This is a genomic window from Micromonospora sp. I033, from assembly GCF_053890995.1.
Genome location: NZ_JBSSLX010000020.1, coordinates 24,664 through 48,570, shown reverse-complemented (window position 1 = coordinate 48,570; position 23,907 = coordinate 24,664). Strand labels below are relative to the sequence as shown.

The 23,907-nt window shown below is 73.5% G+C and carries 25 protein-coding genes; 17 read left to right on the top strand and 8 right to left on the bottom strand.

Annotated elements, in window-relative coordinates; translation table 11 throughout:
• Positions 1-358: 358 nt before the first annotated feature.
• The 4 genes from purS to ACW0Q9_RS06105 all read left to right on the top strand — a co-directional run bounded on the left by purS (position 359) and on the right by ACW0Q9_RS06105 (position 4,850).
• Positions 359-622 (top strand): phosphoribosylformylglycinamidine synthase subunit PurS, encoded by a 264-nt coding sequence (gene purS, locus ACW0Q9_RS06120; RefSeq protein WP_030332194.1) that lies wholly within the window; start codon positions 359-361, stop codon positions 620-622.
• Positions 619-1,302 carry a phosphoribosylformylglycinamidine synthase subunit PurQ gene (gene purQ / locus ACW0Q9_RS06115; protein WP_456178946.1) on the top strand — a complete coding sequence of 228 codons (684 nt, stop codon included), beginning with the start codon at positions 619-621 and terminating at the stop codon, positions 1,300-1,302. The genes purS and purQ overlap by 4 nt, the downstream gene beginning before the upstream one ends.
• A gap of 67 nt (positions 1,303-1,369) precedes the next feature.
• The gene (gene purL, locus ACW0Q9_RS06110) at positions 1,370-4,090 is read left to right on the top strand and encodes a phosphoribosylformylglycinamidine synthase subunit PurL (protein ID WP_456178945.1); all 2,721 of its coding nucleotides are present in this window, start codon (positions 1,370-1,372) and stop codon (positions 4,088-4,090) included.
• A 10-nt stretch (positions 4,091-4,100) separates the two neighbouring features.
• Positions 4,101-4,850 carry a 2-phosphosulfolactate phosphatase gene (locus ACW0Q9_RS06105; protein ID WP_456178950.1) on the top strand — a complete coding sequence of 250 codons (750 nt, stop codon included), beginning with the start codon at positions 4,101-4,103 and terminating at the stop codon, positions 4,848-4,850.
• A 117-nt stretch (positions 4,851-4,967) separates the two neighbouring features.
• Here the strand turns inward: ACW0Q9_RS06105 and ACW0Q9_RS06100 are convergent, their stop codons facing one another.
• Positions 4,968-7,019 (bottom strand): carboxypeptidase regulatory-like domain-containing protein, encoded by a 2,052-nt coding sequence (locus ACW0Q9_RS06100; RefSeq protein ID WP_456178944.1) that lies wholly within the window; start codon positions 7,017-7,019, stop codon positions 4,968-4,970.
• 158 nt (positions 7,020-7,177) lie between these two features.
• Here ACW0Q9_RS06100 and ACW0Q9_RS06095 point away from each other — a divergent pair, with 158 nt between their 5' ends.
• The 5 genes from ACW0Q9_RS06095 to amcA all read left to right on the top strand — a co-directional run bounded on the left by ACW0Q9_RS06095 (position 7,178) and on the right by amcA (position 11,874).
• A complete protein-coding gene (locus ACW0Q9_RS06095; protein ID WP_456178943.1) occupies positions 7,178-7,531 on the top strand; it encodes a sterol carrier family protein in 354 nt (117 codons plus the stop codon).
• Between the two features lie 169 nt (positions 7,532-7,700).
• Positions 7,701-9,230, top strand: a complete 1,530-nt coding sequence (gene purF / locus ACW0Q9_RS06090) for an amidophosphoribosyltransferase (protein ID WP_456178942.1) — start codon at positions 7,701-7,703, stop codon at positions 9,228-9,230.
• A 56-nt stretch (positions 9,231-9,286) separates the two neighbouring features.
• Entirely contained in the window at positions 9,287-10,441 is a 1,155-nt protein-coding gene (gene purM, locus ACW0Q9_RS06085; RefSeq protein WP_456178941.1) for a phosphoribosylformylglycinamidine cyclo-ligase, read from the top strand.
• Between the two features lie 124 nt (positions 10,442-10,565).
• Positions 10,566-11,669, top strand: a complete 1,104-nt coding sequence (amcB, locus tag ACW0Q9_RS06080) for a cyclophane-forming radical SAM peptide maturase AmcB (RefSeq protein WP_456178949.1) — start codon at positions 10,566-10,568, stop codon at positions 11,667-11,669.
• Positions 11,638-11,874 carry a multiple cyclophane-containing RiPP AmcA gene (amcA, locus tag ACW0Q9_RS06075; RefSeq protein WP_456178940.1) on the top strand — a complete coding sequence of 79 codons (237 nt, stop codon included), beginning with the start codon at positions 11,638-11,640 and terminating at the stop codon, positions 11,872-11,874. The genes amcB and amcA overlap by 32 nt, the downstream gene beginning before the upstream one ends.
• A 142-nt stretch (positions 11,875-12,016) precedes the next feature.
• Here amcA and ACW0Q9_RS06070 read toward each other — a convergent pair whose 3' ends face one another.
• Positions 12,017-12,235: a DUF3073 domain-containing protein gene (locus ACW0Q9_RS06070; protein ID WP_091668151.1), complete on the bottom strand. Its 219-nt coding sequence runs from the start codon at positions 12,233-12,235 to the stop codon at positions 12,017-12,019.
• A gap of 302 nt (positions 12,236-12,537) precedes the next feature.
• Complete coding sequence (locus tag ACW0Q9_RS06065; RefSeq protein WP_456178939.1) at positions 12,538-13,620, bottom strand: Glu/Leu/Phe/Val family dehydrogenase; 1,083 nt, start codon at positions 13,618-13,620, stop codon at positions 12,538-12,540.
• 174 nt (positions 13,621-13,794) lie between these two features.
• Between ACW0Q9_RS06065 and ACW0Q9_RS06060 the strand changes: the two genes are divergently transcribed.
• Positions 13,795-14,634 carry a hypothetical protein gene (locus tag ACW0Q9_RS06060; RefSeq protein ID WP_456178938.1) on the top strand — a complete coding sequence of 280 codons (840 nt, stop codon included), beginning with the start codon at positions 13,795-13,797 and terminating at the stop codon, positions 14,632-14,634.
• 256 nt (positions 14,635-14,890) lie between these two features.
• Positions 14,891-15,100, top strand: a complete 210-nt coding sequence (locus ACW0Q9_RS06055) for a BldC family transcriptional regulator (protein WP_007073996.1) — start codon at positions 14,891-14,893, stop codon at positions 15,098-15,100.
• 96 nt (positions 15,101-15,196) lie between these two features.
• Here the strand turns inward: ACW0Q9_RS06055 and ACW0Q9_RS06050 are convergent, their stop codons facing one another.
• Complete coding sequence (locus tag ACW0Q9_RS06050; protein ID WP_456178937.1) at positions 15,197-15,574, bottom strand: PPOX class F420-dependent oxidoreductase; 378 nt, start codon at positions 15,572-15,574, stop codon at positions 15,197-15,199.
• A 113-nt stretch (positions 15,575-15,687) separates the two neighbouring features.
• Between ACW0Q9_RS06050 and ACW0Q9_RS06045 the strand changes: the two genes are divergently transcribed.
• Positions 15,688-16,464, top strand: coding sequence for a class I SAM-dependent methyltransferase (locus ACW0Q9_RS06045; protein ID WP_456178936.1), 777 nt, complete (start codon positions 15,688-15,690; stop codon positions 16,462-16,464).
• Positions 16,465-16,509: 45 nt separating this feature from the next.
• Here ACW0Q9_RS06045 and ACW0Q9_RS06040 read toward each other — a convergent pair whose 3' ends face one another.
• Entirely contained in the window at positions 16,510-16,797 is a 288-nt protein-coding gene (locus tag ACW0Q9_RS06040; protein WP_013283434.1) for a hypothetical protein, read from the bottom strand.
• 165 nt (positions 16,798-16,962) lie between these two features.
• On the opposite strand from ACW0Q9_RS06040, the gene ACW0Q9_RS06035 reads away from it, so the two are divergent.
• Together ACW0Q9_RS06035 and ACW0Q9_RS06030 are read left to right on the top strand one after the other, a co-directional pair.
• Complete coding sequence (locus ACW0Q9_RS06035; RefSeq protein ID WP_456178935.1) at positions 16,963-17,820, top strand: 3-hydroxyacyl-CoA dehydrogenase family protein; 858 nt, start codon at positions 16,963-16,965, stop codon at positions 17,818-17,820.
• Positions 17,817-18,560 (top strand): enoyl-CoA hydratase/isomerase family protein, encoded by a 744-nt coding sequence (locus ACW0Q9_RS06030; protein WP_456178934.1) that lies wholly within the window; start codon positions 17,817-17,819, stop codon positions 18,558-18,560. The genes ACW0Q9_RS06035 and ACW0Q9_RS06030 overlap by 4 nt, the downstream gene beginning before the upstream one ends.
• Before the next feature lie 58 nt (positions 18,561-18,618).
• Here the strand turns inward: ACW0Q9_RS06030 and ACW0Q9_RS06025 are convergent, their stop codons facing one another.
• Positions 18,619-19,968: an ABC transporter substrate-binding protein gene (locus ACW0Q9_RS06025; RefSeq protein WP_456178933.1), complete on the bottom strand. Its 1,350-nt coding sequence runs from the start codon at positions 19,966-19,968 to the stop codon at positions 18,619-18,621.
• Between the two features lie 166 nt (positions 19,969-20,134).
• On the opposite strand from ACW0Q9_RS06025, the gene ACW0Q9_RS06020 reads away from it, so the two are divergent.
• Both ACW0Q9_RS06020 and ACW0Q9_RS06015 read left to right on the top strand, forming a co-directional pair.
• A complete protein-coding gene (locus tag ACW0Q9_RS06020; protein ID WP_456178932.1) occupies positions 20,135-20,524 on the top strand; it encodes a hypothetical protein in 390 nt (129 codons plus the stop codon).
• A gap of 36 nt (positions 20,525-20,560) precedes the next feature.
• The gene (locus ACW0Q9_RS06015) at positions 20,561-21,268 is read left to right on the top strand and encodes a DUF2786 domain-containing protein (protein ID WP_456178931.1); all 708 of its coding nucleotides are present in this window, start codon (positions 20,561-20,563) and stop codon (positions 21,266-21,268) included.
• Between the two features lie 10 nt (positions 21,269-21,278).
• On the opposite strand, the gene ACW0Q9_RS06010 is transcribed toward ACW0Q9_RS06015, so the two are convergent.
• The gene (locus tag ACW0Q9_RS06010; RefSeq protein ID WP_456178930.1) at positions 21,279-21,794 is read right to left on the bottom strand and encodes an SRPBCC family protein; all 516 of its coding nucleotides are present in this window, start codon (positions 21,792-21,794) and stop codon (positions 21,279-21,281) included.
• A gap of 245 nt (positions 21,795-22,039) precedes the next feature.
• Between ACW0Q9_RS06010 and ACW0Q9_RS06005 the strand changes: the two genes are divergently transcribed.
• Positions 22,040-22,783 (top strand): hypothetical protein, encoded by a 744-nt coding sequence (locus tag ACW0Q9_RS06005; RefSeq protein ID WP_456178929.1) that lies wholly within the window; start codon positions 22,040-22,042, stop codon positions 22,781-22,783.
• Positions 22,784-22,837: 54 nt separating this feature from the next.
• On the opposite strand, the gene ACW0Q9_RS06000 is transcribed toward ACW0Q9_RS06005, so the two are convergent.
• Positions 22,838-23,725: a hypothetical protein gene (locus ACW0Q9_RS06000; protein ID WP_456178928.1), complete on the bottom strand. Its 888-nt coding sequence runs from the start codon at positions 23,723-23,725 to the stop codon at positions 22,838-22,840.
• Positions 23,726-23,907: the final 182 nt, after the last annotated feature.

Genomic DNA, 23,907 nt, shown 5'->3' with positions numbered 1-23,907 from the left:
CATGCTAAGGGTGGGCCGATGTTCGTCACAAGAGTTAAATCGAAATCCAGCGATGTTACGGGCCGGGCCCGCCGGTCGGCCGCCCCCGCCTGTCGGAAACCGGTCCGACCGCCGGGGACCTGCGGCAAAATGCCTGGTGAGAGCCCTGTTGCCCCGGCTCGGCCACCGCGCCGGGCAACGAATTCATATCGACGCCGCAACGAACGCGTATCGGCCCTCCGTCCCGGCGGCCGGTTACGCCGATCACTGCCTGACCCGGCCCCGGCCGGTGCGGGCGGGACGGTATCTGCCAGGTAGGCTGGCTGCGCTCGCCCGTTGTGGGCCGGCACCCAACTGCGTACACAGTCAGGAGTGCCCCGTGCCTCGCGTCGTCGTCGACGTCATGCTCAAGCCCGAGATCCTCGATCCTCAGGGCCAGGCCGTCGCAAACGCGCTGCCCCGGCTCGGCGTCAGTGACGTCGCCTCGGTTCGGATCGGCAGGCGGATCGAGATCGAGTTCACCGGTGAACCGGACCTGGACCGGGCCCGGGAGATCGCCGACAAGCTGCTCGCCAACCCGGTCATCGAGGACTTCACCGTCCGCCTGGTCGAGGCCGACGAGACCGCGGACGCGCGCTCGTGACCGCCCGGGTCGGTGTGGTGACCTTCCCCGGCTCGCTCGACGACGGGGACGCGGCCCGGGCCGTCCGGATCGCCGGCGCCGAACCGGTCCGGCTCTGGCACGACGACCCGGACCTGCACGGGGTGGACGCGGTCGTCCTGCCCGGCGGCTTCTCCTACGGTGACTACCTGCGCTGCGGCGCCATCGCCCGGTTCGCCCCGGTGATGGGGACGATCGTCGACGCCGCGCGCGGCGGCCTGCCGGTGCTCGGCATCTGCAACGGCTTCCAGATCCTCTGCGAGGCCCACCTGCTGCCCGGCGCGCTCACCCGCAACCAGCACCTGCACTTCCGCAACCGCGACCAGGTCCTCCGGATCGAGGCCGTCGGCACCGCCTGGACCAACACGTTCCAGCCGGGCCAGGAGGTGCTCGTCCCGGTCAAGAACGGCGAGGGCTGCTACGTCGCCGACACGGCGACGCTGGACCGGCTGGAGGCCGAGGGCCGCGTCGTCGCCCGCTACGTCGGCGGCAACCCCAACGGATCGCAGCGCGACATCGCCGCGATCACCAACGAAGCCGGCAACGTGGTCGGCATCATGCCGCACCCCGAGCACGCGGTGGAGGCGCTCACCGGCCCCTCCCTGGACGGTCTCGGCTTCTTCACCTCGGTGCTCAAGCACCTGGTGGGGGCCCCGGCGTGACCGTGCGCGGCGGGATCATCGGTCGGCTCACCCGCCGCCACGGCGGCGAGCGCAGCGAGGAGAGGTCATGACCACCCATCCGGACCCGGCCCTTCGGGAGACGCCGGGCGTGGTGCCGCAGGCCGGCCCGGCCGACGACTGGGCCCTCGGCGTGGACACCGTGCCCCGGGCCGCCGGCACCCCCGACGAGCTCCAGCCCTACGCCGAGCTGGGCCTCCGTGACGACGAGTACGACCGGATCCGGCACATCCTCGGCCGCCGGCCGACCCAGGCCGAGCTGGCCATGTACTCGATCATGTGGAGCGAGCACTGCTCCTACAAGTCGAGCAAGGTGCACCTGCGCCAGTTCGGCGAGAAGGCCCCGCCGAGCGACCGGCTGCTGGCCGGCATCGGGGAGAATGCCGGCGTCGTCCAGGTCTCCGACGAGCTGGCGGTGACCTTCAAGGTCGAGTCGCACAACCACCCGAGCTTCGTCGAGCCCTACCAGGGCGCGGCGACCGGCGTCGGCGGCATCGTCCGGGACATCCTCGCCATGGGCGCCCGCCCGGTGGCCGTGATGGACCCGCTGCGCTTCGGCGCGGCCGACCACCCGGACACCGCCCGGGTGCTGCCCGGCGTGGTCGCCGGTGTCGGTGGCTACGGCAACTGCCTCGGCCTGCCCAACATCGGCGGCGAGGTCGTCTTCGACCCCTGCTACCAGGGCAACCCGCTGGTCAACGCGCTCTGCCTCGGCGTGCTGCCGGTCGACCGGCTGCAGAAGAAGGAGGCCGCCGGCCCCGGCAACATCGTGGTGCTCATGGGCGCCAAGACCGGCCGGGACGGCATCGGCGGCGTGTCGGTGCTGGCCAGCGCCACCTTCGACGAGGGCAGCGAGCAGCGCCGCCCGGCCGTGCAGGTGGGCGACCCGTTCATCGAGAAGCTGCTCATCGAGGCGTGCCTCGAGCTCTACGACGCCGAGCTGGTCGTCGGCATCCAGGACCTCGGCGGCGCCGGCCTGACCTGCGCGCTCACCGAGACGGCCGCCGCCGCCGGCACCGGCATGCGGGTCTGGCTGGAGCGCGTGCCGCTGCGCGAGCCCTCGATGGAGCCGCACGAGATCCTGGCCAGCGAGTCCCAGGAGCGGATGCTGCTGGTGGTCGCGCCGGACAAGCTGGAGGCGGTGCTCAAGACCGCCGAGAAGTGGGGCGTGCTCGCCACCGCGATCGGCGAGGTCACCCCGCCGTCGCCGGACGGCCAGCCGGGCCGCCTGCTCATCACCTGGCGCGACCAGATGGTGGTGGACGTGCCGCCGGGCTCGCTGGTCGACGACGGTCCGGTCTACGCCCGCCCGATGCGCGAGCCGGCCGACCTGATCCTGCTCCAGGCCGACCGGGCCGAGACGCTGCCCCGGCCGAGCGACCCGGAGGCCCTCCGGGAGACCCTGCTCCGCATGATCGCGTCGCCGAACCTGGCCGACAAGACCTGGGTCACCGAGCAGTACGACCGGTACGTGCTGGGCAACACCGTGCTCGCCCAGCCGGAGGACTCCGGCGTCATCCGGATCGACGAGCGGACCGGCCTCGGCGTCGCCCTCTCCGTCGACGGCAACGGCCGCTACGCGCGCCTCGACCCGTACCACGGGACGAAGCTCGCGCTGGCCGAGGCGTACCGGAACGTGGCGGTGACCGGCGCGAAGCCGATCGCCGTGACCAACTGCCTCAACTTCGGCTCGCCGGAGGACCCGGGCGTCATGTGGCAGTTCGCCGAGGCCGTCCGCGGCCTGGCGGACGGCTGCCTGGAGCTGGGCATCCCGGTGACCGGCGGCAACGTCAGCTTCTACAACCAGACCGGTGCGGCGGCCATCCACCCCACTCCGGTGGTCGGCGTGCTGGGCGTGCTGGACAACGTCGCGGAGCGGGTGCCGATGGGCTTCGTGCCGCGGCCGGCCGGCGACCACGACCAGCTCTTCCTGCTCGGCGAGACGCACGTCGAGCTCTCCGGCTCGGAGTGGGCCTGGGTGACCCACGAGCACCTCGGCGGCATCCCGCCGCAGGTCGACCTGGCGCGCGAGCGGCAGCTCGCCGAGCTGCTCGCCGAGGCGGCCCGGGTCGGGCACCTCAGCTCCGCGCACGACCTCTCCGACGGTGGTCTCGCCCAGAGCCTGGTCGAGTCCAGCCTGCGGCGCGGGGTCGGTGCCCGGGTCGTGCTGCCGGAGCACTTCGCCGGCGGCTCGATGCCGTTCGTCTTCCTGTTCAGCGAGTCCGCCGGCCGCGTGCTGGTGTCGGTGCCGCGCGGGCACGAGAAGGCGTTCACCGCCCTCTGCGCCGAGCGCGGGGTGCCGTGGGAGTTCATCGGGGTCACCGACCCGGCCGGCGGCGCCCTCGAGGTGCACGGCCAGTTCCGGATCGGTCTCGACGAGCTGCGCGAGGCGCACACCGCCACGCTGCCCCGCCTCTTCGGCGGCGCGGAGGCGGCCCGGGTGGAGGTGGAGGCGACCCGCACCGGGACCACCACCGTCCTGCCGGCCACCGCCGAGCAGCCGGTCGGCGTCGACCCGGCCGAGGTCGACGCCGAGCCGATCGCGCAGGCGGGCTCCGCTCCGGCGGAGACCGAGGCCGAGGTGGCCGCGCCGGCAGAGGCGCCGGACGCCCCGGTGGCCGAGGACGTCCCGGCGGACGAGGCTCCGGCGGAGATCGCCGACGCCCCGACGGACGGCCCCGGCGACGCTCCCGAGGCGACGTCCGACCTGGGCGAGGCCCCGACGGCTGCCGGTGACGCGGACGAGCGCCCCGCGCCGGATCAGCGCTGAGGCCCTGGCCTTGGCCGTCTTCGCCCAACCCGGCGCCGGCGCCCGGTTCGACTGGGGGCTGAGCGGAGCGGCGGAACTCGGCCGGGTCTGCGCCGCCCTGGTGGTGGTGGACGTGCTCTCGTTCACCACCGCCGTGGAGGTGGCGGTCAGCCGCGGCATGCGGGTGCACCCGTTCCCGTGGGGCGAGCAGGCCGCCGACTACGCCCGCCGGGTCGGCGCCGTCGCCGCGGTCGGCCGCCGGAAGACGACCCCGGAACACCCGTGGTCGCTCTCCCCGGCGGCGCTGCGGACCGCGCCGGTCGTCGCCGACCTGGTGCTCCCGTCGCCGAACGGCTCGGCCATCAGCGCCGCCGCGAGCGCCACCGGCGTGCCGGTGGTAGCGGCGTGCCTGCGCAACGCGCCCGCCGTCGGGCGCTGGCTCCGCGCCCAGGGGTACGGCTCGACCGACGCCCCGGTGGGTGTGGTGGCCGCCGGTGAACGCTGGCCGGACGGGTCGCTGCGCCCCGGTGTGGAGGACCAGCTCGGGGCGGCGAGCGTGCTGGACGCCCTCTCCGGGGTTCCGGGCGGGCTCTCGGTGGAGGCGGCCATGGCCCTGGCCGCCCTGGCCAGCACGCCCGACGTGCCGGCGGCGGTCCGGGGTTGCGTCTCCGGTCGGGAACTCGTCGAGGGCGGCTTCGCCGAGGACGTGGCGGTCGCCGTCGAGGTCGGCGTCTCCGACGTGGTGCCGGTGCTGCGCCAGGGCTACTTCGCCGCCGCCTGAGGCCGGCGACACCTCGCCCCGGCGCCTGTGGCGTAGAGGGCTCAGCGCGAAGTGGCCGCCCGGCTCAAGCCGGGCGGCCACTCTCGTCGTGTCGGTGGGGCGCTCGCGCCCCGGCGGTCAGTCGTCCAGCCAGTCCAGGCGGCGACCGCCGCGGTCCTGCGGGGCGTCCGGCCGGCCGCCCCGGCCGGCCTCGGCCGGATCGGCGTAGTAGCCACCCTGGTCGTAGCCCTGGTTGTCGTAGCCGCCGCCTCGCTGCTGGGGCGGCGGCTCCTGGCCGTAGCCGCCCTGCTGGCCGTAGCCACCCTGCTGAGGCTGGCCGTAACCGTCGCCGCCGCCGTAGCCGCCGCGCTGGTCGTAACCGTCGTAACCGCCCTGCTGGCCGCCGTCGTACCCGCCGCCGGCCTGGCGACCCTCGTAGCCGCCCTGGCGGTTGTCGTAGCCACCGGCCTGTCCGCCGTCGTAGCCACCGGCCGGCCCGCTGTCGTAGCCGCCGCTCGGTCCGCTGCCGTAGCCGCCCGCGGGACCGTTGTCGTAGCCGCCGGCCGGGGCGCCGTAGCCGCCGCCGTTGGCCCCGTAGGCGTTGCCGCCCTGCTCCGGGCCGCGGCCGTACTGGCCCGGGCCGGTCTGGTCGTAGCCCCGGCCCTGGTCCGGCTGGTAGGTGCTGGTCGGGTACGGGTCGGCCGGCGGCGCGTACTGGGTGCTGTCACCGGTGTAGCGGCCGGTGGGCTCGTCATAGCGCTCGTTGCCGTAGCCGCCGCCCTGGGCGGGCGGGTAGCCGCCGGCGCCGGCGCCGTAGTCCCGGCTGCCGTAGCCGCCGCCGGAGGACGGGGCGGTGCCGTAGCCGCCGCCCGAGGAGGGGGCGTTGCCGTAGCCGTTGCTGCCGCCACCGTAGCCGCCCTGACCGGGGGCCTCGTCGCCGTAGCCGTTGCCGGCCCAGCCGCCCTGGCCGGCCCCGGCGCCGTACGAGGGTCCGGGCGGCGCGCCGTACGGGTCCGGCGGGACGTCGTCCACGACCGGGCGGTGCATCATGGTCGGCGCGTCGCTGAGCGAGGTGCCGCCGACCATGGTCGGCGCCGCCCCGGCGCCCATGCCGTTCACCACCCGGGTCTGGTCGTCGGCGCCCCGGTAGGCGCCCCGGGCACCCGGCACCGCGCCGGCCGCTGCGCCCGGGCCGCCGGGGCCGACCGGCCCGTTCGGGCCGTCCCCGGCGCCGTCGCCGTCGTCGTTCTTGCGGCGCATGTAGAGCAGCACGATGGTGCCCACGCCGACGGCGACGAACAGGCCGCCGAGCAGGATCAGCAGCCAGGAGCCGAAGCCGCCCGAGTCCTCGTTGGCGGCCGGCTGCTGGGCGGCGGGCGCCTCGCTGGCCGCCTCGTCGGTGGCCTCGTCGGTCGCCTCCTCGCTCGGCAGGGCCTCCTCGCTGGCGGACGGGGTGGGGCTCGGGCTGGCCTCGACCTCGACCGGCACGCTGATCCGCTGCCCGGTCACCGACTGGCCGGCCGCGGCGTCCAGGGACTTGGTGCCGATCTTGCCGTCCTTGTTGGCGCCCAGGTCGATCCGGCCGGGTGCGATCGGGTCCGAGGTCGAGCCGCTGAACTTGAAGTTGCCGCTACTGTCCGTGCTGGTCTGGCGCTGCCTGCCCTGGCTGTCCCGCAGCATGACCACAGCGCCCGTCACCGGGTCGCCGTTGGCCGAGGCCACCACCTTGCCGGAGATCGACTTCACCGTCTGCGCCTGGGTGGGCTGAGGTGCCGCCTTCGCCTTGACCGTGAGCGAGAAGTTCCCGGTGGCGGGGCTGGAGTTGTCAGGCTCGACCCGCACGGTGACGGAGGCGGTGCCGTCCGGCGCGTTGTCGTTCGCCTTGAGAGTCAGGAATTGAGTCTTCGGCGACAGTGGTGGGCCGTTGAACTGGAACTCTCCGCAGCCACCGGTGCAGGTGACGCCGGACGGCAGGCCGGTCAGGCTGATCCTGCCGCCCTTGTCGTCGGGTCCCGGGGTGATCTGGACGGTCACCGTTGTGTCGCTGCCGGCGTTGACCGTGGCCGAACTGGGCTGCACGCTGACGTTGGCCGCCAGCGCGGGTGTGGCGGGGACGGCGAGCAGCGCGCCGAAGACCAGCGCTACGACCACACCGGCCCGCTGCTTCCAGGCACGTCGGTGTGTTGACACGTCCACCGCCTTCCGGGTCTGATCTCCCCGCCGGCCGGTCCGGCCGGGTGATCACTCACGGTACGAATACGCCGTCGGCAACTATGCCTTGTCTGACCGGATCATCTCTACCCAGGGCCAGCGTCGAGCGCGATGCCGCCGGGTCGTATCGTCCCGTCGTGTCCTCTCCGCACACTTATTCGGCCGCGGTAGCGGCAACGTTGACGGCGCTGGACGAGGGGCGTACGCCCGATCGGCCGGTGTTCCGGGAGGCGGTACGTACTCTCTTGGCCGTCCTCGCGGAGCGCGCCCCCGGCCGATCGGTGGAGGTGCGGGTTCCACCCTACGGTGCGGTGCAGTGCGTGGCGGGACCGCGACACACCCGCGGAACGCCCCCGAATGTGGTGGAAATGGACCCCACGACCTGGTTGGCGCTGGCGACCGGACGCCTCGCCTGGGCGGAGGCTGTCACCGAGGGTCGCGTACGGGTGTCCGGCATCCGGGCGGACCTCTCCGAGCACCTTCCGCTCTAGCTGCGGCGACACGCCGCCGACGATCACCGTCAGCAGGCGAATCGTGACTGTCGGTATCGACTGCTGTTCGCGTACACTGTGAGGCGACGACGGTCCCCGGCCCACCGTGCGGAGCTTGCCCCCCGACCTCCGCCAGGCCAGTCCAGACCCCAGCAAGAGGGAGCGGCAGGTGCCCCGAGGCGATGGCCGGCTGAGCCACGACCTTGACCCCCAGCGACCCGGCCCCCAGGACGCGTGTGGCGTCTTCGGCGTCTGGGCGCCCGGGGAAGAGGTCGCGAATCTGACCTACTTCGGGCTCTACGCCCTCCAGCACCGCGGCCAGGAGGCCGCGGGCATCGCGGTGAGCGACGGTTCGGGCGTGGTGGTCTACAAGGACCTCGGCCTGGTCGCCCAGGTCTTCGACGAGCCGACCCTGGCCAGCCTGCGCGGGCACGTGGCGATCGGGCACGCGCGCTACTCGACCACCGGCGGGTCGACCTGGGAGAACGCCCAGCCGACCATCCGGGCCACCAGCTCCGGCACCACGATCGCGCTGGCCCACAACGGCAACCTGGTCAACACCGCCGAGCTCCAGCGCGAGGTGGCCGAGCGGGGCCTGGACTCCGACGGCTCGACCAACGACACCTCGCTGGTCACCATGCTGCTGGCCAGCCGCCCCGACCTCTCCGTCGAGGCGGCCGCCCTGGAGGTGCTGCCCCAGCTGCGCGGCGCGTTCAGCTTCGTCTTCATGGACGAGTCGACCCTCTACGCGGCCCGCGACCCGCACGGCGTCCGCCCGCTGGTGCTCGGCCGGCTGGAGCGCGGCTGGGTGGTGGCGAGCGAGACCGCCGCGCTGGACATCGTCGGTGCGAGCGTGGTCCGCGAGGTGGAGCCGGGCGAGCTGATCGCCATCGACGAGGACGGGCTGCGGTCCAGCCGGTTCGCCGCCCCGGAGCCCAAGGGCTGCCTCTTCGAGTACGTGTACATCGCCCGCCCGGACGCCACCATCGCCGGCCGGAACGTGCACTCCGCCCGGGTGCAGATCGGCCGCCAGCTCGCCCGGGAGCACCCGGTCGAGGCCGACCTGGTCATCCCGGTGCCGGAGTCCGGCACCCCGGCCGCGATCGGCTACGCCGAGGAGTCCGGCATCACCTACGGCCAGGGCCTGATGAAGAACCCGTACGTCGGGCGCACCTTCATCCAGCCCTCGCAGACGCTGCGCCAGCTCGGCATCCGGCTCAAGCTCAATCCGCTCCGGGAGAACGTCCGCGGCAAGCGCCTGGTGGTGGTGGACGACTCGATCGTCCGGGGCAACACCCAGCGGGCCATCGTGCGGATGCTGCGCGAGGCGGGGGCGCTGGAGGTCCACGTCCGGATCTCCTCGCCGCCGGTCAGGTGGCCCTGCTTCTACGGGATCGACTTCGCCACCCGGGCCGAGCTGCTGGCCAACGGGCTGGACAACGAGGGCATCCGGCGGTCGATCGGGGCCGACACGCTGGGCTACGTGTCGCTCCCCGGTCTGATCGCCGCGACCGAACAGCCGAAGACCCGGCTCTGCCGGGCGTGCTTCGACGGGGAATACCCGATCGACCTGCCGGCCGGGAACCTGATCGGCAAGCACGTACTCGAAGGAGTGGGCCGCCGGGTCGCCGCCGAGGCGTCCGAGCCCACCGCCGTAACCACCGCCGCGCTCGTCGCCACGCCGAGCAACCGCCCGTAGCACCACCGACGCGGGGCCGGCCGCAACGGTCCCGCGGAACCACAAAGGGGAGAACCGTGACGCACGTGTCCGAGCGCAGCGGCGCAGGATCCAGCCCGACGGGCGCCGGCGGCGACCGCCAGCCCTGGTCGGCGGGGACCGGCCGTACGCAGCGCAAACGCTCGGTCTCGTACGCCGACGCCGGGGTGTCGATCGAGGCGGGCGACCGCGCGGTCGAGCTGCTGAAGTCCAAGGTCCGGCAGACCCGGCGCCCGGAGGTCATGGGCGACCTGGGCGGCTTCGCCGGCCTGTTCCGGCTGGACACCAAGAAATACAAGAACCCGATCCTGGCCTCCTCCACCGACGGCGTGGGCACCAAGCTGGTGATCGCCCAGCAGCTCGACATCCACGACACGGTCGGCATCGACCTGGTGGCCATGGTGGTCGACGACCTCGTGGCCTGCGGCGCCGAGCCGCTCTTCCTGCTCGACTACATCGCCACCGGCGAGGTCGTCCCGGACAAGGTCGCCGAGATCGGCGCCGGCATCGCCGACGGCTGCCGCTACGCCGGCTGCGCCCTGCTCGGCGGCGAGACGGCCGAGCACCCGGGCGTGCTGCGCCCCGACGAGTACGACATCTCCGCCACCGGCGTGGGCGTGGTGGAGGAGAGCGACATCCTCAGCTCGGAGCGGGTCGAGGTGGGCGACGTCGTGATCGCCATGCGCTCCTCGGGCCTGCACTCCAACGGCTACTCGCTGGTCCGGCACGTGCTGCTGGGCGCCGGCCGGATGCGGCTGGACGTGGTGATCGACGACTTCGGCCGGCAGCGGACGCTCGGCGAGGAGCTGCTCACCCCCACCAAGATCTACGCGCAGGACTGCCTCAAGCTGATCGCCGAGGCCGAGGTGCGGTCGCTGGCCCACGTCACCGGCGGCGGCATCCCGGGCAACCTGGTCCGGATCCTGCCCGAGCACGTCGACGCGGTGGTCAACCGCTCCACCTGGAAGCCGCAGCCGATCTTCGACCTGATCCAGTCCAAGGGCCGGATCGAGGACCCGGAGATGGAGGCGACGTTCAACATGGGCGTCGGCATGTTCGCCATCGTCTCGGCCGAGGACGCCGACCGCGCGCTGGCCACCCTGACCGGTCGCGGCGTCGACGCCTGGCAGGCCGGCGAGATCATCGAGGGCTCCGGCAATGTGCAGATGATCGGTCAGCACACCCGCGGTTGATCACTCTCCGGTGATCATCCGGGCACCTGATCGGGGGTTCACCCGAGTAGCCACCGCCGCCTAGCCTGAAGGGCAGTTCAGGCTAGGCGGGGGAGGGTTGATGGCTGCGCGTACGCACACCGGGATGCGGGGCATCGCCGCCGTCCCCTCGTACGTGGTGATGCAGCCGACCACGCTCTGCAACCTCGACTGCGTCTACTGCTACCTGCCCCTGCGCGCGGTGGACGCGCGGATGCCGGTGACGGTCGCCGAGGCGGTGGCGGCCTCGGTGAACCCGTGGGCGGCCTCCGGGCGCTTCTCGGTGGTCTGGCACGGCGGGGAGCCGCTCGCGGCCGGACGGGAGCACCTGGCCGCCCTGCTCGCCCCGTTCGGGCCGGCGGTGGAGCACCACGTCCAGACCAACGCCACGCTGATCGACGACGCCTGGTGCGCGTTCTTCGCCGAGCACGGGATCCGGGTGAGCGTCAGCGTGGACGGCCCCCGGGACCGCAACGGCGAGCGGATCACCCGGGGCGGCCGCCCGGCGTACGACCGGATCCTGGCCGGTGTGGCGGCGCTGCGCCGGCACGGGCTGCCGTTCTCGGCGCTGGCCGTGGTCTCCCGGCCGGAGCCGGGGCTGGCCACCGAGCTCTACGACTACTTCCTCGATCTCGGCTGTGACGTGCTGGGGATCAACATCGAGGAGACCGAGGGGGTCAACACCCGCACGAACGCCCGGGACGCGGCCGCGGTGACCGGGTTCTGGGCGGAGCTGGTGGGCGCCTGGCGCCGGGATCCCCGGATCCACCTGCGCGAGGTGGAGTGGTCGCTGCGCTACGCCGGCGCCGTCCTGGCCGGCACGGCGGACGACCTGCTGCCGCGCCGGTTGGACCCGATCCCCACGGTGGCCCACGACGGCTCGGTGGTGGTGCTCTCCCCGGAGCTGGCCGGCTTCACCGACCCGCACTACGGCGACTTCAGCAGCGGTAACGTGCTGACCACCCCGCTGGCCCAGATCCTGGCCGGCGCCGGGCGGACCCCCTGGGTGGGCGAGTTCCTCACCGGCGTGGAGGCGTGCCGGTCGTCCTGCCCCTACTTCGGCTTCTGCGGCGGGGGCCACGCGGCCAACCGCTACTTCGAGCTGGGGCGTTTTGACGGTACGGAGACCGAGCACTGCCGCAACAGCAAGATCCGCCTACTGGAGGGAGTGTTGGAGCATGCCCGAGACCACGAGTCACCGGCAGCCTGAGCGCGTCGGAGGAGCCGAGCCCGATCCCGTCGCGGACCGGGTGCGGGAAGCCGCCGTCGGACTGACCGCACTTCTCCACGAGGCCGAGGCCGCGCGCCTGCTGCGGGCGGAGGTGTCGGGCGGCGACGGGGCCAGCGCGGTGTGCGCCTGGAACCACTTCGAGAACATCCCGACGTTCTACAACTGGAACAACCGGCCCCGCTGAGGGTGCGCGACCGCGATCAGGGGCCTGTCGGCCGGCCGGAGTGGCTCCGGGACGGCGGGGCCCCTGATCGTCGGTGCGCCGCGTTGGATGGCACATGCGTGAGCACGCGGGGAGTCACCGCGTGCTCAGATGCGACCGGAGGTCAGCGGGTCGGACGGGCCCAGGTGTCCGGGTCGTCGTCCGCGTGATCCTCATCATCGTCGTCGACATACTCTTTGTAGTCGTCGTCGAAGTGCTGCTCAGACTTCCCACCAGCACCCGCCAACTCGCGCTGCAAGGCGGTGAGGTCGGTGTTCGGGGAGTGGTACTTCAACTCCCGGGCCACCTTCGTCTGCTTGGCCTTAGCACGGCCGCGCCCCATGGCTCGACCCCCTCGCACAGAATGCGGGGCAGCCCGAAGGCGGGCCCCGATGACGTCAGGCATCTCTCGTGGCTCTTACGGTACATGGGGATGCCACCGTTCGGCACCTCGGGTTACCGTCAACCGGCCCTGCGCGTCGCAGTGATCCGGCCGTCACAAAGTGTACCCGGTAAGGAGCGGAGACCGGGACCGGCCGTGACAGCGGTCAAATCGGTACGAAGCACCCCAATGGCCAGCTTAACGCCGGCACCTGAGCCGCTGCGACTCGGGGGCGGAGCCGGTGGCCCGCCCCCGGGTGACATTCAGCGCAGGTGGATGGTGCGCAGCCGGCCGACCTCGGCCATCCGCCGCTCGGCGAGCCGGTCCGCGGCCACCGCCGGCGGGACGCCCTCGTCGTCGGCGAGCCGCAGGATCTCCCGGGTGGTGTCGTAGATCCGGGTGGCCCGCAGCTTGGCGCGCTCGAAGTTGAAGCCCTCGATCTCGTCGGCGACCTGGATCACGCCACCGGCGTTCACCACGTAGTCCGGGGCGTAGAGGATGCCCCGGTCGGCGAGGACCTTCTCGATGCCCGCGTGGGCGAGCTGGTTGTTGGCCGCACCGGCGACCACCTTGGCGCGCAGCACCGGCACCGTGTCGTCGTTCAGCGCGCCGCCCAGCGCGCACGGGGCGTACACGTCGATGTCGGAGGCGACCAGCGCCGCGGTGTCGTCGACCAGCGTGACCTGCGGGTGGGTGGCGCGCACCCACTCCAGGGCCTTCGGGTTGACGTCGGTCGCCACGACCTCGGCGCCGTCCTCCAGCAGGTGACCGGTGAGGTACTTGCCGACCTTGCCCAGGCCGGCCACGCCGACCCGCTTGCCGGCCAGGGTCGGGGCGCCCCAGACGTGCTCGGCGGCGGCCCGCATGCCCTGGAACACGCCCCACGCGGTGAGGACCGAGGAGTCGCCGGCGCCGCCGTGCTCCACGCTGCGACCGGTGACGTAGCTCGTCTCCCGGGCGATCACGTCCATGTCGGCGACGTAGGTGCCGACGTCGCAGGCGGTGTAGTAGCGCCCGGCCAGGGACTCCACGAAGCGGCCGTAGGCGCGGAGCAGCGCCTCGCTCTTGATCTGCTCCGGGTCACCCCAGATGACCGCCTTGCCGCCGCCGAGGTCGAGGCCGGCCAGGGCGTTCTTGTACGCCATGCCGCGGGAGAGGTCGAGCACGTCGGCGAGGGCCTCCTCCTCGCTGGCGTACGGGTAGAACCGGGTACCGCCGAGGGCCGGGCCCAGCGCGGTGGAGTAGATCCCGATGATCGCCTTCAGGCCGGACTGCTTGTCCTGGCAGAACACGACCTGTTCGTGACCGGTGGATCCCGGGTCGTCGGTGCTGGCGAAAACGCCCATGGCTGACTCCTGTGTCGGTGTGCGTCCTTGTGGGGCGCGGAACCTGTTGGCACGCCGGCGGGATGCTGCCGGTGCTGCTGAGCCTAATATCGGCCGCAGCCGTACTGTCGCGCACGTCACGGCGGCTCGTGACGGCGGCGGCGGACAAGTCCCGTCTCGTGGGAGGATCGCGCCGTGCCGTCGCTCTTCGCTTCATACCTGCGCGTGTACGAGCCGCTGACCGCCTTCGATCGCGACCGCCAGTCGTTCTGGCGCCGCTACGTCAACGAGGGCCGGGCGGTCGCCCCGCTGGAGGGGCCGGTCCGGCAGCGGACCGCGGTGATCGAGGCGCTGGGCGCGGGCTGGACCAGGCTGCCCGACCTGCCCGACGAGGCGTACGTCCTGGAGACCGACGACTCCCTGCTGGTCTGCCCGTGGAACCTGCGGATCCGGGTCGCCGAGGCGGCGCTGAGCGCCCGGGACGGGGTGCCCTCGGTGCTGGCCGACGCGTTCGTCCCGCCGGTCCTGGCCGGCCAGGCCAAGGCCGTCGTGGAGGACTGGCGCAGCGGGGCGCGGGTGCTGGAGCACGGGGTGCCGCGGGTGCACGAGCAGATCGCCACCTGGGGGGTGCCGCTGCGCTGGTTCGTGCTCTTCGACGCGCAGGAGCGGCACCTGGTCACCGAGCCGGAGCGGCGGGCGCTGCGCTACCGGACGGAGATCTCCAAGGCGCGCCGCCGGTCCTCCCGGGCGCTCTCGGTGCTGCGCAAGTCGGTCGGCGAGGCCCCGATCACCGAGGCGGTCGAGGAGGCCGCCCGCTGGCTGGAGGAGTTCCACCCGCGCTCGGTGGTGGAACTCGACTACGGCGGCCTGGTGCAACTGCTGCCGGACGAGACGCTCGCCGCCGACGACTCGCCCGAGCTGGTCGCGACCGGGCTGGCCGGGCTCTCGCGGGGCGAGGCCGAGGAGGCCTCGGCGGCGTACGACAAGCTGGTCGCCCGGTGGCGCGCCGTGCAGCTGCTGGAGCGCTGCAACTAGGGCCAGGTTTGTCCAGGTTGAGACCTCTCGATGCGAGAGTGTCTCGTAGTTGACGCATCACGACCCGTGATCATGAGTCCGAATAAGGTAGTTTCTGCGGCATAAAAGTCGTAAAAATCGGGCATGGTTCATCCGTCCGTCTAGGGACCTTCAGCCGTTCGGCCCATGTCGGACATCGGGGACTAGCCGGACCATGGGAGACGCGTCGGCCGGCGGGACCCCGGCCGATGTCTATACATGTGGAGGAGTGACCCCGATGGCATCGCGAACGCACGAACCAGAGCCGCTACTCACACCGGCCGAGGTGGCGTCGATGTTCCGTGTCGACCCGAAGACGGTGACCCGGTGGGCCAAGGCTGGCAAGCTCAGCGCCATCCGGACCCTGGGCGGCCACCGCCGTTACCGCGAGTCGGAGGTTCGGGCCCTGCTGCAGGGGCAGATTCCCCAGCAGCGTCAGGGGGACTGACGACCCGGACGTTTCTCAGGCGTTCCGAGCAGGGGCGGTGGGACGTCGCGACCAGCGACGATCCGCCGCCCTGAATCGTGTCCGGGGTCGGTCCGCTCAGTCGAGCACGATGCGCAGGCCCACCGTGCCGCCCTCGCCCCGCCGCAGCCGGCTGCCCAGCAGGCTGAGCCGGCCGATCAGCCGGTACTTCTGCTTGAGCAGGCTCCGGATCCGCTGCGTGCTCTCCGGGCCGCTGACCGTCGCGTGCCCCGGCACCGCCTCGCCGTGCGGCCGGCCGCGCACGTCGCACGGCGCCACCGTGACCCGGCCGTCGCGCCGGATCCGCTTCACCTTGCCGGAGTCCGCCACCGTCCACACGGCCAGCGCCTCGCCGTCGCGGACCGCCCAGACCGGAGTCGGCACCGCCCGCCCGTCCTTGCGGAACGTGGTGAGCAGCACGTACTTCTCCGCCGCCAGGCGGTCCAGGTCTGTCACGCCGCTCAGGATACGGCCGCGACAGGCGGACCGAGCCCGGATAGCGTGATCGCCGTGAGCGCGAGGAGTGAGCCGGGTCTGCGAGCCCCGCAGTCGCGAACAGAGACCGGTCCGTGACCGGGGAACCCAGAATCGGCGACGTGTTCGGCGAGATGATCCGCGACGCGTACGCCGTCACCACCGGGATCGGGCCCCGGCCGCTGGTCGGCGGGCGGCTGCCCCGGCCGGTCATCGAGATCATCGAGCGGGACGACGGGCTGGTCAACGGTGCCCCCGCCGCCCACTACCTGGACCCGCCGGAGCGATGGCAGCCGTACGACCACCGGGCCGTGGACCGGGTCCACGGCGAGGTGCTGGACATCGGCGTCGGGGCCGGCCGGATCGCGCTGCACCTCCAGGAGCGCGGCGTGCCGGTCACCGGGCTGGACACCTCGATCGGTGCGCTGCGGGTCAGCCGGCACCGGGGCGTACGCGACCTGGTGCTCGGCACCGTCGACGAGCACGTCGCCGACGGCCGGCGCTACGACACCTTCCTGCTGCTCGGCAACAACCTGGGGCTGTTCGAGGGGCGGGAGCGGGCACCCGCCCTGCTGGCCGCCCTCGCCGCGCTGGCCCGCCCCGGCGCCCAGGTGATCGCGCACGGCACCGACCCGTACGGCACCACCGACCCGGTGCACACCGGCTACCACGAGCTGAACCGGCGGCGGGGGCGGCTGGGCGGGCAACTGCGGCTGCGGCTGCGCTACCGGCTGCTCGGCACCGAGTGGTTCGACTATCTGGTGTGCTCGGTCGAGGAGTTCGCCGACCTGGTCCACGGCTCGCCGTGGCGACTGGTCGACGTGGACGACCGGGACCACCCGTACTACCTGGCCACACTGAAGCTGGCCTGAGGCCGGCGGGCACCGGGCACGGCCGGAAGCCCGCCGGCGTACGCGTCAGACCTGCACGGTGGGGGTGGTCTGCTCCGGCGGGAGGCCGCCGTCGCCGTCGACCACCTCGTCCGGAGTGCCGTCCTCGTCGATGTCGACCATGGTGATGTCCACCTTGCCGTCGCCGTCGGTGTCGAACTGGAACAGGTCGGCCTTCCCGTCGCCGTCGGTGTCCACCACCCAGACGTCGGTCTTCCCGTCGTTGTTGGTGTCCGCGCGGAGCAGGTCCACCCGCTCGTCGCCGCGAGTCTCCACGGTCTCGGTGCTCTCCGCGCTCTCCGGTGCCTGGCTCATCTCGGTCCTTCCCTCGGCGTTGACGGCCGTCTGTACCCGATCCGGCGCGCCCCCACGCATGCCCCGCGGGCCGGCCCTGCATAGGGTCGCACCCAGGAACGAGCGAGCGGACGCACCGGCGCGGCGGAGACCCCGCCCGTCACCGGCCGCGGCGGAGGGACATCGATGAGTGGACGTTTTGTGGTCGTCGGGGCCGGCACCATGGGCCTCGGCATCGCGTACGTGGCGGCCGGCGCCGGGTACGCGGTCGAGCTGGTCGAGGTGGACCCGGCGCGGGGCGCCGACGCCGTGCGGCGGCTCGGCGAGCTGTGGGAGCGCGGCGTCCAGCGCGGCAAGCTGACCGCCGAGGCGGCGACGGCCAACCGTGCGCGGGTCACCCTGCGGGCCGCGCTCGCCGAGGTGGCCGAGGGCCCCGACGTGATTGTGGAGGCGGTCCCCGAGCGGCTCGACCTCAAGCGGGCGGTGCTCTCCGACGCCGAGGCCCGCCGGCCCGCCCTGCTCGGCAGCAACACCTCCAGCATCCCGATCGCCGAGCTGGCCGAGGGCCTGGAGCGGCCCGCCGACTTCGTCGGGCTGCACTTCTTCAACCCGGTCTGGGCGATGGCGCTGCTCGAGGTCGTGGTCGGCCCGGCCACCGCGCCGGAGACCACCGGGGCGGCCGTCGCGCTCGCCGGCCGGCTGGGCAAGGACCCCGTCGTGGTACGCGACCTGCCCGGCTTCGCCACCTCGCGGCTCGGCGTGACCCTCGGCCTGGAGGCGATCCGGATGGTCGCCGACGGGGTGGCCAGCCCGGCCGACATCGACAAGGCCATGGTGCTCGGCTACCGGCACCCGGTCGGCCCGCTGGAGCTGACCGACCTGGTCGGGCTGGACGTCCGGCTCGACATCGCCCGGACCCTCCAGGCCGCGTACGGAGACCGGTTCGCGCCGCCCCCGCTGCTGGTGGAAATGGTGGCCGCCGGTCGGCTGGGCAAGAAGTCGGGACAGGGCTTCTACACCTGGGAAGGCGGGGTGAAGCAGTGAGCGGGCTGCGGATCGAGGAGCTGCCGGACCGGCTGGTGGTCACCCTTGACCGGCCGGAGAAGCGCAACGCGATCGACGCCGACCTGATCGCCGAGCTGCACGCCGTCTGCGCCGAGCTGGAGGCGCGGCCCCGGCTGCTGCTGCTCACCGGCGGGACGGAGGGCATCTTCGCCGGCGGCGCGGACATCGCCCAGCTGCGCGAACGCGGCCGGCTGGACGCGCTGGCCGCGATCAACCAGGCCGCCTTCGCCCGGATCCGGGCCCTGCCGATGCCCACCGTGGCGGCCGTGGACGGCCCGGCGCTGGGCGGCGGCGCCGAGCTGGCGTACGCCTGCGATCTGCGGGTGTGCACGGCGCGTGCGGTGTTCGGCCAGCCCGAGGTGCGGCTGGGCATCCTGGCCGGCGCCGGCGCGACCTACCGGCTGCCCGCGCTGATCGGGGAGGCCCGGGCCAAGGAGCTGCTCTTCACCGGCCGGCGGGTGGACGCCGAGGAGGCGCTGCGGATCGGGCTGGTCAACCGGGTGGTGGCCGAGCCGGCGGAGCTGCTGCCCACCGCGCACGGCCTGCTCGACGAGATGGCCAAGGGTTCGGGGCTGGCGCTGCGGCTGACCAAGCTGGCGGTGGACGCGCCCGCGGCCGCCCACCCGCAGCTCGACCTGCTCAGCCAGGCGGTGCTCTTCGAGGACGAGGAGAAGCACCGGCGGATGACCGAGTTCCTGGAGCGGCGCCGCTCCCGCTGAGCCCGGCGGACACGACGAGGGCCGCACCGGTTCGCCCGGTGCGGCCCTCGTCGTCGTCTCAGTGCCGGATCTGCACCCCGGCGTCGGCCAGCGCGGTGATCACCCGTGCCGACTCACCGAAGCCGATCACCAGCACGGCGTCCGCCCCGTAGTCCTTGATCTCCTTGGCCCCGCCGGAGAAGTCCACCGGCGGCGCCGAGGCGCCCTCCGGGGGCACGTACGTGAGCAGCTTGACCTTGTCGGCGCCCATGCCGGCCCGCTCCAGCTCGGCGCGGACGTTCTCCTGGAGGCCCTCGCCGTAGGAGTCCTTACGGGCGACGATCGCGATCTTGTGCGGTCCGTCGCGCAGTATCACGTCGGCCAGCGCCCGACCCTGGAGGATGTCCGACGGGGCCGTGCGGAAGTAGAGGCCCTTGTCGTCTATGGTGCTCAGCCCGGCGTCGGTGTTCGACGGGGAGAAGAGGATCCGGCCGGCGGCCACCACGTCGGGCAGCACGGCCCGGGAGATGCCGGACGCGCCCGCGCCCACGATGACGTGCACGCCCTGCTGGACGTGCGAGGCCACCGTCGCCTTCGCCACCTTCGGGTCGGTGCCGTCGTCGCCCTCGATCCAGACCACCGGCTCGCCGAGCGCGCCGCCCGCCGCGTTGATCTCGCGGATCGCCAGCGCCGCGCCGGCCGCCATCGGCGGGTACGCCAGGGCCAGGTCACCGGTCTTCGGCAGCAGGCCGCCGAGCACCAGCGGGGAGCCGTCCCCCTTGTAGGACTTGCTCGGACGCGACTTCTTGCCCCGCGGCGGCGTCTTGGTGCTCGCCCCCGACTCGTCCCCGGCGCCGACGAACTCGGTCTTGCCGTCGTCGAGCTGCTGGTCGTCGAAGTGCAGGGTGGCGTAGCTGGCGGCGGCCGGCTCGCCGAGGTCGGTGAACCCGGCCCGGTTCAGCGACACCCCGCGGTACTCGACGTCCTGGCCGGCGCGGGCCAGCTGGAGGCAGGTCGTCACCTCGTCGCAGCGCTGGCCGCCGGTGGTCGCCCCGACGATCTGCTTGGCGATCGCGCCCGGCTCGGTCGTGCCGGCGAGCTGGGCGGCCAGCACGCTGATCACGATCGCGTCGTAGGTCTCCGCCGAGTAGAGGAAGTCCTTGAGCTTCGGGTCTACGGTGCGTAGCCGATCCTTGAAGCTCTCCGGCAGCGGCGTGAGCGGGGTGGTGCCCTTCATGCCGTTCAGAAGGTCCGCGCGGTCCTTCAGGGCGTCGACGTACGAGTTCTGCATGTTGCCGTCGGTGCCGTAGAGGCGCACCTGGGTGGCGGCCGCCTCTTCGGGCTTGTCGCTCCCGCAGGCGCTGGTGGCGAGCAGGAGCGCCGCGCAGGCCGTGGACAGGGCCGCACGCGACGCGCGAGATTTGAGCATTGTCGTCCTTCCTCCGGCGAGGGTCCGCTGCGCACACTAGCGTGCCGGCGCGGCGCGCGGGACCGTGGAGGTCCGTCCGTCGGCACCCCGACTGCCGGTATCACGCTGCGTGACGACGGGGCTGTTCCGGGGTCACCGCTTGACCCCCGGAACTACTGTTCGGCAGGTGACCGACGAAGCACAGCAGACGCTGGACGATGCGACCGCCGTGCTCCGCTCGGCGCTGGCCGGCGACGGCGACGGAGTGGTGGGCGCCTTCGACGCCGTGGTGGACCGCTCCGGGCTGGCCGGTGCCTACGGCGTCGCCTGGTGCCTGGCCGCCACCATGCTCGGCGGCGACGCCCCCGGCGGCGGCGCCGCGCTCGACTTCCCCGGCATCGACCAGGCCGACTACGACACCCGGTGGGTGGCCCGGTTCGTCAGCGCGTACGCCAACGACGACGCCGACACCGGTGAGGCGCTGTTCGGGGCCGCGGCGGCCGACGGGCTGCTCCCCGACTGCCTGCTCACCCTCGCCGGCTCGACGGTCGCCACGCTGCGCAGCCGGGCCGGCTGACCGTCCGGTCCACCCCGCTGTGGTAGCTCTGGTGACATGTCCGAGGCGATGCTGAGCAAGGTCCGCAAGCTGCTCGCCCAGGCCGAGGACCCGGCCTGCACGCCCGCCGAGTCCGCCGCCTTCATGGCCAAGGCCACCGAGCTGATCGCCCGCTACGGCGTCGACCGGGCGCTGCTCGCCGCCCGCGAACCGGCCACCGACCCGGTCGGCGACCGGGTGGTCGAGGTGATCGCCCCGTACGCCCGGGACAAGGCCGCCCTGCTCGCGGCGGTCGCCGACCCGCTGCGCTGCCGCTGCGTACGCCGCCGGCGGGGCAGCGGCTTCGACCTGCACCTCTTCGGCTTCGCCAGCGACCTGGAACGGGTCGACCTGCTCTTCACCTCGCTGCTCGTGCAGGCCGCGCACGGGCTGGCCGGCGCCGCCGTACCGGCCGGGGAGCATCCCGCCGCGTTCCGGCGGACCTGGCTGGCCGGCTTCGCCCACGTGGTCGCCGAGCGGCTGCGCACGGCCGAGGCCGGCGCCGTCGCCGAGGCCGGGGCGCCCTCGGTGGCGCTGGTGCTCGCCGACCGCTCCGACCGGGTCCAGCGCCGGCTCGCCGAGGTGTACCCGCGGCTGCGTACCGCCCCGCGCCGCCGGCTCGCCGGCAGTGGCTTCGGGCCGGGCGCCGCCGCGGGCCGCCGGGCCGACCTGGGCGGCACCGGTGTGACCGGCGCCGGGACCCCGGCCCGGGGCATCGGCGGCTGACCCGCCGCGGTCAGTCGGTGGTGCGGGCGACCGTCGCCAGGTAGCGGCAGAGGAGTTCGTGCCAGCCGGCGGTGAGCGCCTTGCGGTAGCCCTCGGCGGCCTCGCCGTGCCGGTCGAAGTAGCGGTGCTCGACGTCGACCCGGGTCAGCTCCGGCCCCTCGGGCTGGAAGAGAACCTCGACCTCGCTGGCCCGCGCCGGATCCGGCACCGGCACCCGGTCCGGCCCGAGCTGCCAGGTGAACACCAACCGCCGGGGCGGATCCCAGGTGAGCACCCGGCCCCAGTCCCCGCGGAAGCCGTACGGGCCGATCTCGTAGAGCATGCCGCCGGCCCGGGGTTCCATGCCCAGTTCGGCCAGCGCCTCCGGCCCCGACCAGGTGTATTCGCGGACCCACCAGTCGGCCAGCGACCCGGTGAACACGGCGTACGCCCGGTCGGCGGAGGCGGGGGCGAAGAGGGTGCTGCGGAGGGAGAAACGGTCGAATTCCTGGCTGACCTCATCCGGATCGGCCATCCCCTGTCCCATAGGCCCGGACCATACCGGCTGATGCCCCGCTGTGCAGCTTTCAGGTTCGCCCGCTTCCCGACAGCGGGAGAGCGATCTCCCGGACTGCCTCGGGGCCGGGAACGGCGGTCCGCGGGACGCGTGGATGCCGGTCGTCGCCGCCCGCGCCGTGCGGGGCGTACCGGAGAGGAGGGATGCCAGGCCGGAAACCGGGTAACCGCGGCCGATCCGGCCCGGGCGGACGGGGCCAGCGGGGAGCGGGGACCATGAGCCAGAGCGGCGCTACCGGGCGAGAGCCGGACCTGACGGGCGAGCGGCCCGTCCATCGCGGTGGCGAGCAGTCGGAGCCGGACGTCCTGCTCGACATCCCGGAGGTGACGGTCGACCAGATCCGGCTGTCCGTGCAGGGGCTCGACGCCGACCTGTCGCTGCGCGCCCGGCTCGCCAACCTGCTCCAGCTCGACGCCGGGGTCCGGGTGCACCTGGAGGGCGTGGAGCTGGACGTCACCGGCGTGAGCGCCGAGGCGCTGCTCAAGGTACGCCTGGAGAAGCTGGTGCAGATCCTGGACCGCGCACTGACCACCATCGACCGGAACCCGCACCTGATCGAGGCGCTGGCCCGGTCGGCCGGGGGCAGCATCGACGACGTGAACCGGGCGACCCAGCAGCTCGCCAGCGCGCCCGTTCTGGACGCGAGCGGGCAGCGGATCGGGACGGTCGGCGCGGTGGCCGACCGGGCCCTGCGGGAGGGCGTCGGGCAACCCGCTCCGCCGTCCCCGGCGACCCCGACCGGGGCGCGTGCCCCCGGACGGACCGGTGAGCCGGGGAAGGCCGGCGAGCCTGGGAAGCCGGCACCTGGCGGGAAGCCGGAGGAGGCGGAGAAGGGGCCGGGTGGCCCGCCCGGGCCGGCCCAGCTCGCCGGCCAGGCCGGGGAGACGCTGTTGCAGGCCGGCCGGAGCGTCTGGGAGGCGATCCAGAGCGGCATGGGCCAGCACCGCCCGAAGCGGTAGCTCCGGCAGGTGCGACAGGGCTGGTCCGGCGACCGGCGCGGTTGCGCGGGTGGCTCAGCAGGGCTCGGCCGGCGACCGCCACCAGGCCGTACGCCGGAGCAGCAGCAACCCCGCGACCGGCGCGAGCGTCAGAGCGAGGGCGAGGGCGCTGATCAGGTCGCGGGGTGCCCAGAGCAGGTTGTCCCCGATGCCGTTGGCGTGCGCGGTGAGCGAGCCGGCCACCAGCAGCCCCACGGCCGCGACCACCGCCCCGACCCGGCGCCACGGCCGACGGCGAGTCGCCCCCGGCCGGATGACCGCCGCGGCGGCCGCCGGTGCCGACCGGAGGCCCACCGGCTCGACCACGGCGGGCGGCCTGGCGATCACCGGCTCGGCGGGCCGGACGCCCACCGGCTCGGCCACGACGGGCGGCCTGGCGATCACCGGCTCGGCGTGGACGGGAGGCCGGACGCCCACCGGCTCGGCCACGACGGCCGCCGTGCGGGACGGTGTGACGGCCGGGCTCGACCGGTGGCCGGTGAGCCGCCACTGAAGGGCGGTGAGCCCGCGGACGGCCCAGATCAGCGGCGGTACGACGAGCAGCAGGACCAGGGCCGCGTGGGTGGCCCAGGCGCCGGCCAGGGTCGGGCCGCCCCAGGCGTCGGCGTACCAGGCGTTGGCGGTCTGCTCGCCGAGCCCGAGCCACGGGCGGAACGGGTACGCCAGCACGTTGATCAGCACCAGGAACGCGAGCACCGCGGTCAGCGCGGTGGACGCGACCGCGACCGGCAGGGCCAGCAGCGCCCCGCCCAGAGCCCGCAGCCGACCCGGCCGGCGCGGTGCCCGGCCCAGCGCGCCCACCGCCCGCGGTACCGCGACCACCGACCAGGCGACCCGTCGCCGGCTCTCGGCACCGTAGGCGACCCGCCAGGGTGCGAGGATCTTCCACCGCGCTCTCGTCATACGGCTCAGTCTCGGCCCCACCCGGTCCCCACACCATCGGGACCAACCCCGGCCCGACCCCGACCCCGGAACCCTGACCTCCGGCTTGTTGATCAAGAAGTTCGCGTCGGGAAAACGGCCTCCACCGACGCAAACTTCTTGATCAACGGGACGAGGCGGACGGGAGGGCAGCCAGTTAGTTG